We start from the raw sequence: 16,012 nt of genomic DNA on the forward strand, positions 1-16,012 counted from the left end.
TCGACGCCCGACGGATTGGGTTCTAGGCTGGTCTACATAGGCAGGAACCGCCGCTTGTGTTGGCCGTGGTGCCAGCGTTTGGCAGCGTGATGGTGCGTTCGTTCTCTCTACGATAAGGAAAATAATGATGGAGAAACTTGCACGCAAGCTGGGATTGAAGACTGACCCTACGATTTTTTTTGTATCAGCCGGCATCATGGTGGTCTTTCTCATCACCTTGCTGTTAATTCCCGAAGCCATTGAGAAGGCTTTTGGGGCCGGGCGTCTCTGGATCGTGACCAACCTTGGCTGGTTTTTCATCTTCGGCGTGACCAGCTGGGTGGTGTTCCTGCTGTGGGTGGCAATGAGCCGTTACGGCGCCATCCGGCTGGGCGGCAACGACGCCAAACCGGATTACGGTAATATTTCGTGGTTTACCATGCTGTTTGCCGGGGGTATCGGTACCGTACTGATGTTCTGGGGCGTGGCGGAACCCGTGTCGCATTTTTCCAACCCGCCGCGTCCGGACGTAGACGCCTTTACCGTGGCGGCCGCCGATGACGCCATCGGCTTTGCTATCTATCATCTGGGTTTACACACCTGGGCGATCTTTACGTTGCCCGGGCTCGCGTTTGCCTATTTTATTTACCGCTATAAGCTGCCGATGCGCTACAGCTCGGTGTTTTATCCCCTGATTGGCGACCGTATCTACGGCCCGCTGGGCAAGACGCTGGATGTTTTTGCCGTGCTCGGCACGCTGTTCGGGGTGGCCGTTTCCATCGGCCTGGGTACCCAGCAGATCAACGCTGGGCTGAACGAGCTGTTCGATATTCCTGATGCGGTAATGCCCAAGGTCGTCATCATTGCGCTTCTGACTACGGTGGCGGTGGGGTCGATTGTTGCCGGGCTGGACGCCGGCATTAAGCTGTTGTCCAACGTCAACATTGCCATGGCCGTCGGGCTCATGCTGTTCGTGTTGTTCACCGGCTCCACGGTGTTCTTGCTGCGTGCCACCATCGAGACCTTCGGGCTGTATATCTCCAACATTGTGCCGATGGCGTTCTGGAACGATACGCTGGCGCAGTATCAGCAGGAAAGCGGCAGTTGGGGCTGGCAGGGCGACTGGACCGTGTTCTATTGGGCCTGGACCGTCACCTGGTCGCCGTTCATCGGGATTTTCGTGGCGCGTATTTCTCGTGGTCGCACCATTCGTGAGTTTGTGCTGGGCGTGCTGTTTGCACCATCAATCTTTACGCTGGTCTGGTTTTCCATTTTTGGCTGGTCGGCGATGGAGATTGACGGTATCGGTGCGGATGCCCGTGCCGCTCTGGGCGAGCAGGCCGGTGCGCTTTCTGCCGCCGTGGCGGACAGTGTTCCGCTGGCCATGTTTGCCTTCTTTGATCACTTCCCCTTCGCCACCATCATCCAGGGTCTGGCGGTGCTGATCGTCGCCATCTTCTTTGCCACGTCGTCGGACTCGGCCTCGCTGGTGGTCGATATGCTTTGTACCGGCACACCGGATCCCGGCCCGGTTCGTCAGCGTCTGTTCTGGGGCATCTCGGAAGGGGTGCTGGCCGCCATGCTGATCGTACTGGCGGGCGACACCGGCCTGTTGGCGCTGCAGCAGGTGATTACCGTGATTGGCCTGCCCATCTTTATCCTGGCGTTTATCATGATGATCGGCCTTTACCGCGGGCTGAGACAGGAAGACGTTCAGAAGGCCGCTGTGGGTGAGCTGCCTCGTACGGAAGACTTATAACGATTTATATTGGTAGCCAGGCGCCTGTGTTCAAAGCAGGCGCCTATATGCCCTCACCGCAAACGTATTCGTACCTACCAAGCCGATAATCTAAGCTGGGCCAGCCGGAATGATGATGCTTGACCTGCGGGTAGCCCGCAGGTTGTAAGCTCCATCAGGACAGTCATCTCGGCGCCGCTCGCCACAGAGTCAACGGCGCTGGGCCGATAAAAGCATTATTAGGGAGATACGCCATGCGACGCGCATTCACACCGCTGCTTCTGGCCGGACTAACCACGCTGGGCGCTACCGCGGCTCAAGCCGCGCTGCCGGAAACGGCGACGCTGTACAAGAATCCTCAATGCATGTGCTGCGACGGCTACGCCCGCCATCTGGAAGAGCAGGGCGTTGACGTGACCGTGGTCAGCGACGTCGAGATGGGCCGCGTCAAGCGCCAGGCCGGCGTCCCCTACGGCATGGGATCCTGCCATACGGTAAAAGTCGGTGATTACTGGATTGAAGGCCACGTGCCGCTGGCCGCCCTTGAGGCCTTTTTCGCGGACACGCCGGACGCGGCGGGTATCGGCCTTGCCGGTATGCCCATCGGCACGCCGGGGATGCCGGGGGCCAAGCAGGAGCCCTACAGCGTATATACCTTCAGCGACCATGAGGCGACGCCTTACATGACCCTTTAACGGGCTTTTCGCCTGCGGGGTCGCTGTACTTTTATCAGCGTTGCATTTGGAACTTGAGACCGCCCTCGTTTACCGTACCTGTTGTACGGCGTCAGTAAGCTGGCTAATAAGTCCGTGGTTACACATAAGCTAAACGAGGTGCACGTATCATGTCGAAAACGACTATCGCCATGCTGGTGGGAAGTTTGCGCGAAGGCTCGCTTAATGCGCGGCTGGCGCGAGCGGTCGAGAAACTCTCGCCGGAAACGATCGCTTTCGAGTGGGTGGATATAGGCAGCATGCCGTTTTATAACGGTGACCTGGAAGGTCAGCGCCCTGAGTCGGTGACGGCCTTTACGGCGGCCATCAAGCGCGCTGATGGCGTGTGCATGGTAACGCCCGAGTACAACCGCTCGATTTCAGCGGTGTTGAAAAACGCCATCGACTGGGGCTCCAAGCCAGTGGACGACAACGTCTGGCGTGATAAGCCGATCGGCATGGCGGGTACTTCACCCGGTGCGCTGGGAACCGCACTGGCACAGCAGCATCTGCGCCAGATCCTGGCCATTCAGGGCGCGTACGTGATGCCGGGAGAAGTCTACTTAAGCTTCAAGCCCAATACGCTGATTACCCCCACCGGCGAGATCACCGAAGACAGCGTGGAAGAGTTTGTCGGTGATTTTGCCCAACGCCTTGCCGCCTACGTTGAAAACCACGCGACCTCTTTAGCCAGCCGCCCGGAACGGGTGTAGGCGAACGTTCAGAAGCGTATTTAGACGTGTATTCAGAAGCGTATTCAGGCAACTGCGCAGGAGAACATGATGAGTCAACGTATTTTAATCGTGCTGACGTCTCACGATCAGCTGGGTGACACGGGCAAGAAAACCGGTTTCTGGCTGGAAGAGCTGGCGGCACCTTACTATGTGTTTCAACACGCCGGGGCCGAGATAACGCTGGCTTCGCCGGCCGGCGGCCAGCCGCCGCTCGACCCGGCCAGTGACGCTGAAGATGGCCAGACGGATGCCACGCGACGCTTCAAGCAGGATAAGCAGGCGCAGGCAGCGCTTGGCGCAACGCACCGTTTGGCCGACATGCAGGCGGACGATTTTGACGGGGTGTTTTACCCCGGCGGCCACGGCCCGCTGTGGGACCTGGCTAATGACGTCGATTCCCGCCGTCTGATTGAAGCCTTTATGGCCCAGGGAAAACCGGTCGCAAGCGTATGCCATGCGCCGATCGTGCTGGTTCATGCGCGGGACGCTGACGGCGAGCCGCTGGTGAAAAACCGCGAGGTCACCGGCTTTACCAACGGCGAAGAAGACGCCGTGGGCCTGACCGACGTGGTGCCGCAGCTGGTGGAAGACGCGCTGGTGCAGCAGGGTGCCCACTACAGCAAAGCCGAGGATTTTGCGTCTTACGTGCGCGTTGATGGCCAGCTGATTACCGGGCAGAACCCGCCGTCTTCCGCGGCCACCGCCGAGGCGCTGATGGCCTGGTTCTAAACCGGCGCCACGACGAGCCCTGCAGCGTTGCTGCAGGGCTTTTTTTCAGGTTTTTTTCAGGTTTTTTTTCGGGGCTTCTTTCTCAGGGCTTCTTTCTCAGGGCTATGACTTTTCGCCTTCCGGCTTGTCGCTGCCCTGATGGGCAAGCGGCGTGGCGTTATCGAGCCGCGGGTGGTTGTCCAGAAACTCACGCTCAAGGTTGGGGATTTTGTCTAGCGCCTGAATGGTGTAGGTCAGCGCGTGAATCGCGGCGAGCACGTCCTGGGTATTGCCGGTTTCCGAGATGGTGTGCATGTTGCGGATGGGAAAGCCGATAGAGGTGGCCGCACAGTCAACGCTGGCGAGTACACCAGCCATGCCATCGGTGCCGGTATCCACGCCGACAATGTCGCGCTGCAAGGGAATGTCATGCTCGCCTGCCGCCTGTGCAATCACGCGGTTGAGCTGCTCGCTGGCGATCGAGCCGACCGACATGGTGAAGCCCTTGCCCATTTCCAGCGGCTGCATGCGCTTGTCGCCAATGCCGGGGGCGGCCACGTAGTCGTGATTGACGTCGACGCCAATCAGCGCGTCGGGCTTTAGTTCGCCGGCGAGTACCCGGCTGCCAAAGCGACCGATTTCTTCGTAGCTGGCGATGGCAAACATCACCCGGACCTGCTCGGTGCCGCCGGCCTCGGCGATCAGCCGGGCTATCTCGGCGGTGACAAAGCAGCCCAGGCCGTTATCCAGATAGGCCCCGTAAAACGTATCCGGGCTAAAGCCTGCGCGGATGGGTCGGTCGAAAATAATCGAGTCGCCGGGGCGCACGCCCAGGTTTTCCACCTGCTGTTTTTTGTTCTCGCCGTGGATCTGCAGATCCAGATAGATCTGCTCTTTCTTGAGGCCTTTATCGCCGGTGCGCATGGCTGGGTCGGAGAAGTGGATCGCCCCCAGCGCTTCCACCGTGCCGCCCTCAAGGCAGCGGTACTGGCCGTGCTGCTTGGGGTCTTCGCTGAACAGTTTGACTTCGTGGCCAATCAGCACCGTGGGCAAAAAGGAGTCGGTGTTGATCCAGATCTTGCCGTCGTCGCCGATGGAGCGCACCTGCATGCGGATCTTGTCAGCATGGCCGATCAGCATCAGCTTGAACATGTCGTCGCGGCCCGGGTGGGTGTCGAGCACGACGCCGGCGTTGCCCTTGAACTGGTGCAGGTGCCAGCCGTCGGGGGCGAAGCGTTCAAACTGCGGCTTGAGCACGCCATAAGTCATGGCGGCTTCCAGACCCACGGGGCTGGGTGCGGCAAGAATGTCGCGCATCAGGGAAAACTGCGCGGTGGGCATGGTCTGCTTCCAGGGAACCTGTGTCTCGCTCATTGGTAATACCTTCGTTTATAAGAACGGTCGTTTATAAGAACGGTTTTGTCATTCGCCGGTTGGTGTCGCTATCTTGGGCGTATGTCGCTTTATGGCTAATAGGTTGCTTGATGGCGAGTGGTCTGACACCAGTTTGCCAGAGATGATGCCATGATGCGCAGGACGTGTGGGGATGCGGCAGCGATACGCGTCGCGTAAAATTGCTTACAATAGCGAGTTAACGGGCTAAATGGGATTGAGGTGACAATGACAACTTCACAACAACCTCGCGCGCAGTGGCTGGGCCGCTGGGGCTTTTTGCTGGCGGCGACCGGCTCGGCGGTCGGGCTGGGTAATATCTGGAAGTTCCCCTACATCACCGGTGAGTTTGGCGGCGGCGCCTTCGTGCTGGTGTATCTGGCGTGTATTTTTGCTGTGGGGGTGCCGGTGATGATGACCGAAATCGCCCTGGGGCGACGCGGGCGGGGGAGTCCCGTGGACGCCATTCGCCGCGTGGTGAAGGAGTCCGGCCGCGGGTCGGCATGGTCGCTGGTGGGCTGGATGGCTATGCTCTGCGGCTTTATGGTGCTGTCATTTTACGTGGTGGTGGCCGGCTGGTCGTTTTCCTACGTGTGGAAAATGCTCACCGGCGGGCTGGGCGGCTCAAGCGTGGACGACATGGTGGCGGTGTTCTCGGCCAATAACCAGAGCCCGCTGAATCTGGGCTTTTGGAGCACGCTGGTCACCGTGGCGACGATGTGTATTGTCGGCAAGGGCGTACAAAAAGGCATCGAGAAAAGCGTCGGCTGGATGATGCCGGGGCTGGTGCTGATGCTGCTGCTGTTGATTATCTACGGGGCTTTTTCCGGCGGCTTTGGCGATGCGGTGACCTTTCTGTTTGCTTTTGATGCCAGCAGCCTGTCCAGTGCGGGGATGCTGGCGGCGCTGGGGCACGCGTTTTTCACGCTGTCGCTGGCCTCCGGCGCGATTCTTACCTATGGCAGCTACTTGCCTAAAAGTGCGTCTATCGGACGTACGGCCATTGGCGTGGCCATTGCCGACACCGTCGTCGCGCTGATGGCGGGGCTGGCGATTTTTCCGGCCATTTTTGCCAACGGTATGGATCCGGGTGAAGGGCCGGGCCTGATTTTCATGAGCCTGCCGCTGGCGTTTCAGTCGATGCCCATGGGTACGCTGTTCGGCGTGCTGTTTTTCGTCATGCTGTCCATGGCGGCGCTGACCTCGTCGATTTCGATGGTCGAGGCGACGCTTTCGTGGCTGTGTGATAACAAGGGGCTATCGCGCCCGCAGGCGGCATGGAGTGCGGGGATCGTGCTGTGGCTGGTGAGCACGCTGGCGATGCTGTCGTTCAACGTCGGCGCCGACTGGACGATTGGCGGCAAAAACTTCTTTGACTGGTTGGACTACCTGACCTCGCGCTTTCTGATGCCGCTGGGCGGGCTGGGCATGGTGGTGCTGGCCGGCTTTGTGCTCAAAAGCGAGACTTTTCGCGAAGAGCTGGCGCTATCGCCGACGCTCTACGCCGTGTGGCTGTTCATGGTGCGCTACGTAAGCCCCTTGGGCATCGTGGTGATCTTTGTCGACGCGCTGGGGCTTTATCAGGTGTCATTTGCCGCCCACTGGCCGTGGCTGCTGGCCATTCTGGTGGCGATGGTTGCCGCCGGCGAACTGCTCAGCCCGCGGCTTTCCCGCGCGGCGGCAGTACGTTAACGCGCAAGCCACAGGCCCACGGCCAGCGCGGCGATCACGGCAATGAAAAAGACCCGGTTGCGCGCGGCGGTATCACGGCGTGGTTTCATGGCAGCTTCCTTGATGATGTGAGTAAGGGGTGATAGCACGATGCAGCAACATGATGCCGGCATGGTAGCCGCTGATGCGCTGGAGGTCACGCCGCTGACGCTGGTTGAGGGTCGCTTGGCGGCACTTTGCTGGGGGCGCGCGGACGCACCGGTGTGGATCGCACTGCACGGCTGGCTGGATAACGCCGCGAGCTTCTCACGCCTTGCCCCGCAGCTGGCCGAAAGGCTGGATATCCGCTTGGTGGCGCTGGATTTTCGTGGCCACGGACATTCCGCGCCGAATGCCGAGGCGGGAAGCGACTATGCGCTGTGGGATTATGCTTTGTGGGACTATTGCCACGACGTGCTCGATGCCATGGACGCGCTGGCGCTGGATCAAGTGGTGCTCATGGGTCACTCCATGGGCGCGGCAGTGGCCTGCCTGTTGGCCGCTGCGTTTCCCGAACGCTTCAGTCAGCTCACGCTGATCGACGGGCTGGGCATGCTGACCACGCCCGCCGAAAGCACCGCCGATCAGCTGCGTCGTGGGCTGCTGGCCCACCGCATGCGGCCGTCGCGTATGCCCAGCTATCCGGATGTGGCGACGGCCGTTGCCGCCCGGGTCGTTGGCGGCGTCACGCCCATTGATGCCGACACCGCCACGCCGCTGGTCGAACGTAACAGTCGTGAACTTGCGAGCGGGCGAGTGACGCTGCGCACCGATAGCCGGTTGCTCAAGGCCTCGCCGGTGCGTTTTACCGCGCCGCAGGTACTCGCGCTGCTGGCCAGCATCCGCTGCCCGGTGCAGCTGATTGAAGGCGAGCAGGGCATACTGGGCGAACGGGCGTGGGCGGTAAAAGCGCGCGCCGCAGTGCCGTATTTAAACCGCTGTGTGCTTCCCGGCGGGCATCATTTGCACCTGGAGCGCGACCACGTCAACGGCGTGTTTGAGGCAGTGGTCAGCGGTCAGGAGGGCGTATGAACCTGAAAGTGAGCAGTGGCGGGTGCAAAGTCGCACTGGTGCTGGGCAGCGGCGGGGCGCGGGGCTATGCACATATCGGCGTGATCGACGCGCTGGAAGCCCGCGGTTTTGAGATCATCTCGATCTCGGGCTGCTCCATGGGCGCCGTGGTTGGCGGCATTTACGCGGCGGGAAAGCTGCCCGAGTACCGTGACTGGGTGTGCGAGCTCGACTACCTTGATGTGCTCAGGCTGGTCGATGTGACCTGGAGCCCCATGGGCGCAATGCGCGCCAACAAGGTGATGGAAAAACTCGATTCCCTGATCCACGGTATTCAGCTGGAAGATCTGTCGATTCCGGTGACCACGGTGGCCACCGACATGATTCGCCAGCGTGAGGTGTGGTTTCAGCACGGCTCGCTGCTGCGCGCCATTCGCGCCTCCATCGCCGTGCCCGGGGTGATTACGCCGTTCACGCTGGGTGAGCAGGTGCTGGTGGATGGCGGGCTCTTGAACCCGCTACCGATGATGCCGGCACTGGCCGCGCACAAGGCGGATATCGTGATCGCCGTCAACGCGACAGCCCACAGTCCCCAGCCGGTCACGCTGGAAGAAATGCTGCCCGCCGAGGAAATGCCGGCCCAGCGGATTGCCAACACAGATGCAAGTGATGAAACCGGAGGCCGCTGGATGCGCGACGCAAGAGCCGCCACGCAGCGTTTGTGGGAGGGGCTGGGTAGCCTGGCGGGAGATAAAAACGACGCCGATGCGCCCGGTCCCGAAGAGCGCGGCAAGCACGAGTGGGGCAAGCTGGACATGATTTTGCAGTCGTTTGATATCACCCAGGCCGCGCTTGCCAAATACAAGATTGCCGGCTACCCGCCGGATGTGCTCATCGAAGTGCCCAAAACCGTATGCAGCGCCTACGAATTTCACCGTGCCAACGAGCTGATCCGACTGGGACGCCACCTCGCTGACGAGGCGCTTGAACGCTACCTGGGCGCCGCGGCCCGCCGTATTTCACCCTGTGCCGACGCCCCGGATGCCGACTCGGCCAGCGAAGATGCGGAGGATGATACGGTTCGCTAACCCCGCCCGGGCTTGCGCAGCAGGATATATACCGCGCCGGTGCCGCCGTCCACGTCCGTGGCCGAGCAAAACGCCAGCACGCCCGGCCATTCGCGTAGCCAGGTGTTGGTATGGCTTTTGAGGATGGGGAAATCTGCCGTGGCGCCCCAGGCCTTGCCGTGCACCACAATAACGCAGCGCAGCTGCTGGGCCGCGGCGTCACGCAGGAAGCTTTCCAGCTCGATGCGGGCTTCTTCCAGCGTATAGCCGTGTAAATCCAGCCCCGCCTGCCACGTGGTCTGGCCGCGTTTTAGCTGGTTGAGCGTGCGCCACGGCAAGTCCGGTACGGAAAACTCAAGATATTCGGACGGGCGCACGGCCTCCACGCGGCCGTCCGAGGTGCGCCCGGTGGTGTTGAGCGTCTGATTTTCTACCGCCGCCTTGCGTCGCGCCGCCTTGTCGGTTATCTGCGGCCTGGGTTTGCCGGTATTCGCGCGGTTGGTGGTAATACGCCGCACGCCGGCAGCCTCAAGCGCCTGGCGAAAGGTGCTGATGTCTTCGTCGTCGGGTAAATGGCGGCGGCGGTTCATGGCAGGCTCGGCGTCCAGGAAAGAAAAAAATAAGAAAGCATACGGCGAAGCGCACAGTATAGCGATCCTGGCGCCGCTGTGAACCTGACGGCGCGAAAGGTACAATCAACGTTTTCCGCGCTGCGGCGCCTTTTCTGTTATTTATCGCTCGAGGAGCCACCGTGACCCCTTTGTCACCCGCTGCCTGCCCTACGCTTCATTCCGACTCGACGCTGGCGCTTGCTGACGCCGAGCTTGCCGCCGAGCTGCCTCGCCTGCGCGACTGCATTCGCTGGGTGACCAGCGAGTTTCACCTGGCCGGCCTGCACTACGGTCACGGCACCGCGTCGGCGTGGGACGAAGCCGTGGCACTGACGCTCGGCGCGGTGCACCTGCCCTGGGACATTGACCCGGCGGTGCTCGATGCCCGTCTACTGCCCATGGAGCGTGCGCGTGTTGTGGCCTTTGCTCGGGCGCGGATTACCCAGCGTCAGCCATTGGCCTACCTGCTGGGCGAGGCGTTTTTTGCCGGTGTGGCATTTAACGTCGATGAGCGTGTGCTGATTCCGCGCTCGCCCATTGCGGAGCTGATCGAAGACGGCTTTGGCGCCTGGTTTGCCGACGAGCCGCCGGCGCGGGTGCTTGATTTATGCACCGGCTCGGGCTGCATCGGCATCGCCACTGCGCTGCATTTGCCCACCTGCGAAGTCACCCTTGCCGACCTCAGCCAGGAGGCGCTGGCCGTCGCCCGGGAAAACATAACCCGCCACGACGTGGGCGAGCGGGTGCGGGCGATAGAATCCGACGTGTTTGATGGCCTGAGCGGGCAGCGCTTCGAGCTTATCGTCTCCAACCCGCCTTACGTCGATGAGCGCGACCTTGCCACCATGCCGGCAGAGTTTCGCCACGAGCCGGCGCTGGCGCTGGGGGCGGGCAGCGACGGCCTGGATATCGTGCGGCGCATGCTGCGCGAAGCGCGCGAGTATCTGACCGATGATGGCTGGCTGATTGTGGAAGTCGGCAACTCTGATCGTCACCTGGAAGCGGCCTTTCCCGAGGTAGCCTTCATGTGGCTGGAATTCGAGCGCGGCGGGCAGGGCGTGTTTGCGCTTTCCGCCGCTGAACTCGACGCCCATGCGGCGTCTTTCGAGTGAGGAAATAACGCCCATGTCTGGCAATACGTTTGGCAAACTGTTTACCGTGACCACCTTTGGCGAAAGCCACGGGGAAGCGCTCGGCGCGATTGTGGACGGCTGCCCGCCGGGGCTTGAGCTGTGCGAAGAGGATTTGCAGTGCGATCTTGACCGCCGCCGTCCGGGCAGCTCGCGCCATACCACCCAGCGCAAGGAAGCCGACCGCGTACGGATTCTTTCCGGCGTGTTTGAGGGTAAAACCACCGGCACGCCGATTGGCCTGTTGATCGAGAATACCGACCAGCGCTCCAAGGATTACTCCAAGATCAAGGACCAGTTTCGTCCGGCCCACGCCGATTACACCTACCATCACAAATACGGCCATCGCGACTACCGCGGCGGCGGGCGCTCCAGCGCGCGGGAAACCGCCATGCGCGTGGCCGCCGGCGCTATTGCCAAGCAGTATCTGGCGGCGCAGGGGGTCACGGTGCGGGGTTACATGAGCCAGCTGGGGCCGCTTGAAATGACCTTCAAGAGCTGGGACGCCGTCGAGCAGAACGCGTTTTTCTGCCCCGATGCCGATAAAGTGCCCGAGCTTGAAGCGTACATGGATCAGCTGCGCCGGGATCAGGATTCGGTCGGGGCGGAAGTCACGGTGATTGCCGAAGGTGTACCGGTGGGGCTGGGTGAGCCGGTGTTTGATCGCCTTGACGCCGAGCTGGCTCACGGTCTGATGAGCATTAATGCGGTGAAGGGCGTCGAGATTGGCGCGGGCTTTGCTTCCATTGCCCAGCGCGGCAGCGAGCACCGCGATGAGATGAGCCCCGAGGGGTTTTTATCCAACAACGCCGGCGGCGTGCTGGGCGGGATTTCCAGCGGCCAGCCCATTGTGGCACGGCTGGCGCTCAAGCCTACGTCCAGCATTACCACGTCGGGGCAGTCGGTGGATGTTCACGGCGAACCGGTTGAGGTGGTCACCAAGGGTCGCCACGACCCCTGCGTGGGCATTCGTGCCACGCCCATTGCCGAGGCCATGATGGCGCTCACGCTGGTTGATCACTGGCTGCGCCAGCGCGGCCAGAACGGCGCAGTCAGCGTGACCACGCCGCAGCTGGGCCAGCGTTAAGCGGTTTTTTTGCGGGCGCGTACAAGCCCCGGCAGCACAAGCACGCCGGCCAGCAGCCAGGCCGGCCAGCTGCCCAGCCGAGTGAACGGTGTCAGACCTTCCATGGCGTAAAACTCGCCGGTGAGCGTCGCGGTTTCAAACTGCGGCGCCTGCTGCTCGATACCACCCTGTGGGTTGATAATGGCGGTAATGCCGTTGCTGGTGGCGCGCAGCACGTAGCGGCCGTTTTCCAGCGCGCGCAGTCGAGCCATCTGCAAGTGCTGATGCGGGCCGATCGACTTACCAAACCAGGTGTCGTTGGATACGGTAATCAGCGCACCGCTATGCCGCGCGCGCTCAGCAACCAGCTGTGGATAAATAATTTCGTAGCAAATGGCGTTACCCAGCGCGATACCCGCTGCCTGCATCGGCGCCTGATCGGCCTCGCCCGAGGCAAAGGTCGACATCGGCAGGTCAAAAAAGCTGATGGCACCGCGCAGCACGCTTTCCAGCGGCAAATATTCGCCAAACGGCACCAGATGTTCTTTCTGGTAGCGGCCTTCGACGTTACCTGCCCCCACAACGCTGTTGAAATACTGCCCGGCCTTGTTGCGCTGCACGATGCCGGTCATGAGTGCCGTGCCGGGCGCGAGGTTGGACTGCACCCGGCCAAGCACCGCGCGGGCATCGCGTTCGGCCATGGGCAGCGCCGTTTCCGGCCAGATGATCAGATCCACATTGTCTGCGACGCGCCGCGTGAGGCCGGCATAGGTATTGGCCGCCTGGCGCTGGCCTTCGGGTGTCCACTTGGTCAGCTGGGAAAGATTGCCCTGCAGCAGTGCCACGCGGGTAGGCGTGTCGCTTTTGGGCTGGGTCCACTGCGCGGGTAGCGCGAGCGGGGCGAGCCAGATAGCGGCAAGCGGGGCCAGCGTCCAGACGCGGCGGCACAGCAACAGCTCGGCCAGTAGCGCACCGCTTAATGCGACCAACAGCGAGAGCAGGTACACGCCGCCCACCGGCGCCCAGCCGGCCAGCGGCGAGTCTACGTGGCTTGAGCCCAGCAACAGCCAGGGAAAGCCGGTAAACAGGTAGGTGCGCAGCACTTCGCCCAGTACCCAGACGCCGGCGAAGGATAAAAACGCCAGCCGTGGCGTGGTAAAACGCCGGTAGACCCACAGCGTGGCGGCGAAAAACAGCGCCAGAATGGTCACGAACAGCGTGGTTAAAAACACCGCCAGCGGCACGCCGGTGTAGCCGAAATCGTGGATGGCCACGTACACCCAGGAGGTGCCGCTGGCAAATAGCCCAACGCCGTAGCACCAGCCTTTAAGCGCGGCCTGAGCGGGCGTGAGCGTATGCACGCCGGCGTACACCAGCCCCGCCGCGACGGGCCCGAGCCACCAGAGTTCAAACGGGGAAGCAGTCAGCGTGGTGAATACGCCAGCGATAAGCGCGGCCAATAGCTGACCGAAAAACGGCAGGCGCTGCCGTGAAAAAAGTGAGCCCAGCATCAAACGGTATCCTGTGAAAATGTCAGTCCGATACGGTGGCTTTATACCAGAATGCCGGGGTTAGTGCGTTAGGTTTCGCTTAAGCGTCAGCGGGATAGGCGGTGCTACTGTTCGCGTCGGAGACGACTTCCAGCAGGCGAATGCGGCGGTTGTCGGCGTTGAGCACGGTGAAGCGGAAGCCGCCAAGGCAGGTTTGTTCGCCGCGCCGGGGCAGGTGGCCGAACTGTTGCATGACCAGCCCGCCGAGGGTATCAAAGTCGTCATCGGCAAAGCGGGTATGAAAACGCGCGTTGAAATCGTCAATTGGCGTGAGCGCGCGCACGGCAAAGCGACCGTCTTCCAGCGTGCGGATATCGTCTTCTTCATCGGTATCGTGCTCGTCTTCGATGTCGCCCACGATCTGTTCAAGAATATCTTCGATGGTAATGATGCCGGCGGTGCCGCCGTATTCATCCACCACGATGGCCATGTGATTGTGAGTATCGCGAAACTCTTTCAGCAGGCTGTTCAAGCGCTTGGATTCAGGAATGAACATGGCCGGGCGCAGCACGTCTTCCAGCTTGAAGGCATCGCGCTGCTCTTGAGAGCGCGACAGCAGCGGCAGCAGATCCTTGGCCAGCAGCAGTCCTTTGACGTCGTCCAGGTTTTCGCTAATGACGGGGTAGCGCGAGTGGCCGGTTTCTTCGATCAGCGGCAGGTAGCCGTCGGCCGGCTGATCCAGGGTGATGGCCACGACCTGAGAGCGGGGAATCAGGATTTCGCGCACCTGCTGATCGCTGATATGCAGCGCGCCTTCGATAATCGTCAGGGCGTCTTGGTCGAGCTTTAGCCGCCCGGCGGCATCGCGCAAGAAGGCCATCAGCTCATCGCGTGAATGGGGTTCTTCGCTGTCGCCTGACAGGGCACCAAAGAGCTTTTCCATCCAGTTTTTGGAAGAAGGCGTGCTCGATCGATCTTCGCTCATGCGCTGGGTCTCTTGTTTTTTAACGTAAGCTTTTTCACGTAACGTCAGCCGCCGGGGCAATAGGGGTCGTCAATGCCGAAGCCGGCAAGTATCTCGCGCTCCAGCTGCTCCATGATATCCGCTTCGTCATCCTCGATGTGATCAAGGCCGAGCAGATGCAGCGTGCCATGAACCACCATGTGGGCGTAATGGTCGACGAGCAATTTTTGCTGCTGATGCGCCTCACTGGCCACAACATCGTGGCAGATGACCAGGTCGCCCAATAGTTCAAGTGGCACGCCGGGCGGCGCTTCGAAGGGGAACGACAGCACGTTGGTGGGCTTGTCACGGCCGCGATAGTCGCGGTTGAGCGCCTGGCTTTCTTCAGGCGTGACAAAGCGTACGGTCAGCTCGAAAGCGGCTTTCTCCGGATAGTGCGCGAGTACGCCACCCACCCAGGCGCCCAGCAGGGCTTCACCGGGAAGGTCGGCCGCCTCGACGGCGACCTGCCGGTCGACATTGGCGGCCTGAGGCCGGTCGATATCGTGATCTGGCGTGTTCATTGCTGGCTGTCGCGCGCCCTGAGGCGTGCTTCGCGCTCCTGTTTGCGTTCTTCGTGGCGCTTGCGCTCTTCGGCTTCCTGCTCGGATTCAAAGGCGTCGTAGGCTTCGATGATGCGCTGCACGAGCGGGTGACGCACTACGTCTTTGGCCGCAAAGTGGGTCACGCCAATGCCCGGGGTGCCCTTGAGCACGTCTAGCACCTGAATCAATCCCGAGCGCTGACCGCGGGGCAGGTCGACCTGGGTCACATCGCCGGTGATGACGGCGGTGGAGCCAAAGCCGATGCGGGTCAGAAACATCTTCATTTGCTCGGGCGTGGTGTTCTGGCTTTCATCCAGAATGATGTAGGCGTTATTCAGCGTACGGCCGCGCATGTAGGCCAGCGGGGCAATTTCGATGATTTGCCGCTCGATGAGCTTGGCGACCTGCTCAAAGCCGATCATTTCATACAGCGCGTCGTACAGCGGGCGCAGGTAAGGGTCGATTTTCTGCGCCAGATCGCCGGGCAAAAAGCCGAGTTTCTCGCCGGCCTCGACCGCCGGGCGAACGAGCAGAATACGCCGTACTTCCTGCTGGTTGAGCGCTTCGACGGCGGCAGCGACGGCAAGGTAGGTCTTGCCGGTGCCGGCCGGGCCAATGCCGAAGTTGATGTCGTGCTCGCGCACGCTGCTCACGTAGAGCTGCTGGTTGACGCCGCGCGGCTTGATCATGGTGCGGGGAGTGCGCAGCGTCACCTCGCCATCGGAGGCGCTGGTATCTTCGTCGTCCAGCGCCTCAAGGCCGGATTCCTGCAGGAACAGGTGCACCGTTTTCGCTTCCAGTTCGTGGGAGGCGGTTTCGCGGTACAGGTGCTCGAGCACATTGGCCGCGGCCTTGATGCGGTTGGCCGCGCCGGCCAGCTGAAAGACGTTGCCGCGGTTGCGCAGGGTCACGTCCAGGCGGCTTTCGATCAGCTTCAGGTGTTCATCCTGCTGACCGCTAAGGCTCGCGAGCCGCTTGGGGTCGTTGGGTTCGAGGCTTAAGGTAATGATGCGGTTGGCCTGAGATGATGGCTGGCTCAAGAGAAGAAGACCCGTCGGTTAATGGATGTAAACCCCAGCTTACTGCCCCGAGCGGTGTCGGGGCAATCGTGCCGG

The 16,012-nt window shown here is 61.5% G+C and carries 15 protein-coding genes; 9 read left to right on the plus strand and 6 right to left on the minus strand.

Features of this window, described 5'->3' with window-relative positions; all coding sequences use genetic code 11:
- The first annotated feature begins 127 nt into the window (after window positions 1-127).
- The 4 genes from B5495_RS13500 (at window position 128) to B5495_RS13515 (ending at window position 3,893) form a co-directional block, all read left to right on the plus strand.
- Window positions 128-1,738: a BCCT family transporter gene (locus tag B5495_RS13500; protein WP_079554522.1), complete on the plus strand. Its 1,611-nt coding sequence runs from the start codon at window positions 128-130 to the stop codon at window positions 1,736-1,738.
- A 233-nt stretch (window positions 1,739-1,971) separates the two neighbouring features.
- A complete protein-coding gene (locus tag B5495_RS13505) occupies window positions 1,972-2,412 on the plus strand; it encodes a DUF411 domain-containing protein (RefSeq protein ID WP_079554524.1) in 441 nt (146 codons plus the stop codon).
- Window positions 2,413-2,561: 149 nt separating this feature from the next.
- Entirely contained in the window at window positions 2,562-3,143 is a 582-nt protein-coding gene (locus B5495_RS13510; RefSeq protein ID WP_079554526.1) for an NADPH-dependent FMN reductase, read from the plus strand.
- Between the two features lie 69 nt (window positions 3,144-3,212).
- Window positions 3,213-3,893, plus strand: a complete 681-nt coding sequence (locus B5495_RS13515) for a type 1 glutamine amidotransferase domain-containing protein (RefSeq protein ID WP_079554527.1) — start codon at window positions 3,213-3,215, stop codon at window positions 3,891-3,893.
- 102 nt (window positions 3,894-3,995) lie between these two features.
- Here the strand turns inward: B5495_RS13515 and B5495_RS13520 are convergent, their stop codons facing one another.
- Window positions 3,996-5,246 carry a M20/M25/M40 family metallo-hydrolase gene (locus B5495_RS13520; RefSeq protein WP_079554529.1) on the minus strand — a complete coding sequence of 417 codons (1,251 nt, stop codon included), beginning with the start codon at window positions 5,244-5,246 and terminating at the stop codon, window positions 3,996-3,998.
- A gap of 246 nt (window positions 5,247-5,492) precedes the next feature.
- On the opposite strand from B5495_RS13520, the gene B5495_RS13525 reads away from it, so the two are divergent.
- From B5495_RS13525 to B5495_RS13535, 3 genes are all read left to right on the plus strand, one after another.
- Window positions 5,493-6,956 carry a sodium-dependent transporter gene (locus B5495_RS13525; RefSeq protein ID WP_079554531.1) on the plus strand — a complete coding sequence of 488 codons (1,464 nt, stop codon included), beginning with the start codon at window positions 5,493-5,495 and terminating at the stop codon, window positions 6,954-6,956.
- A 129-nt stretch (window positions 6,957-7,085) separates the two neighbouring features.
- Window positions 7,086-8,006, plus strand: coding sequence for an alpha/beta fold hydrolase (locus B5495_RS13530; RefSeq protein WP_079554533.1), 921 nt, complete (start codon window positions 7,086-7,088; stop codon window positions 8,004-8,006).
- Complete coding sequence (locus B5495_RS13535; RefSeq protein ID WP_079554534.1) at window positions 8,003-9,073, plus strand: patatin-like phospholipase family protein; 1,071 nt, start codon at window positions 8,003-8,005, stop codon at window positions 9,071-9,073. Before B5495_RS13530 ends, B5495_RS13535 begins: the two co-directional genes overlap by 4 nt.
- Here B5495_RS13535 and B5495_RS13540 read toward each other — a convergent pair.
- The gene (locus B5495_RS13540; protein ID WP_079555107.1) at window positions 9,070-9,642 is read right to left on the minus strand and encodes a Smr/MutS family protein; all 573 of its coding nucleotides are present in this window, start codon (window positions 9,640-9,642) and stop codon (window positions 9,070-9,072) included. The genes B5495_RS13535 and B5495_RS13540 overlap by 4 nt on opposite strands.
- A gap of 170 nt (window positions 9,643-9,812) precedes the next feature.
- On the opposite strand from B5495_RS13540, the gene prmB reads away from it, so the two are divergent.
- Complete coding sequence (gene prmB / locus B5495_RS13545) at window positions 9,813-10,775, plus strand: 50S ribosomal protein L3 N(5)-glutamine methyltransferase (RefSeq protein WP_079555109.1); 963 nt, start codon at window positions 9,813-9,815, stop codon at window positions 10,773-10,775.
- A gap of 13 nt (window positions 10,776-10,788) precedes the next feature.
- A complete protein-coding gene (gene aroC, locus B5495_RS13550) occupies window positions 10,789-11,880 on the plus strand; it encodes a chorismate synthase (protein ID WP_079554536.1) in 1,092 nt (363 codons plus the stop codon).
- Here aroC and lnt read toward each other — a convergent pair.
- The 4 genes from lnt to B5495_RS13570 all read right to left on the minus strand — a co-directional run bounded on the left by lnt (window position 11,877) and on the right by B5495_RS13570 (window position 15,937).
- Entirely contained in the window at window positions 11,877-13,370 is a 1,494-nt protein-coding gene (gene lnt / locus B5495_RS13555) for an apolipoprotein N-acyltransferase (protein WP_079554538.1), read from the minus strand. The genes aroC and lnt overlap by 4 nt on opposite strands.
- Before the next feature lie 79 nt (window positions 13,371-13,449).
- The gene (locus B5495_RS13560; RefSeq protein WP_079554540.1) at window positions 13,450-14,334 is read right to left on the minus strand and encodes an HlyC/CorC family transporter; all 885 of its coding nucleotides are present in this window, start codon (window positions 14,332-14,334) and stop codon (window positions 13,450-13,452) included.
- 44 nt (window positions 14,335-14,378) lie between these two features.
- Window positions 14,379-14,876: an rRNA maturation RNase YbeY gene (gene ybeY, locus B5495_RS13565; RefSeq protein WP_079554542.1), complete on the minus strand. Its 498-nt coding sequence runs from the start codon at window positions 14,874-14,876 to the stop codon at window positions 14,379-14,381.
- Window positions 14,873-15,937, minus strand: coding sequence for a PhoH family protein (locus B5495_RS13570; RefSeq protein WP_079554544.1), 1,065 nt, complete (start codon window positions 15,935-15,937; stop codon window positions 14,873-14,875). The genes ybeY and B5495_RS13570 overlap by 4 nt, the downstream gene beginning before the upstream one ends.
- Window positions 15,938-16,012 lie beyond the last annotated feature (75 nt).

It is taken from the genome of Vreelandella subglaciescola (assembly GCF_900142895.1).
Lineage (GTDB): Bacteria > Pseudomonadota > Gammaproteobacteria > Pseudomonadales > Halomonadaceae > Vreelandella > Vreelandella subglaciescola.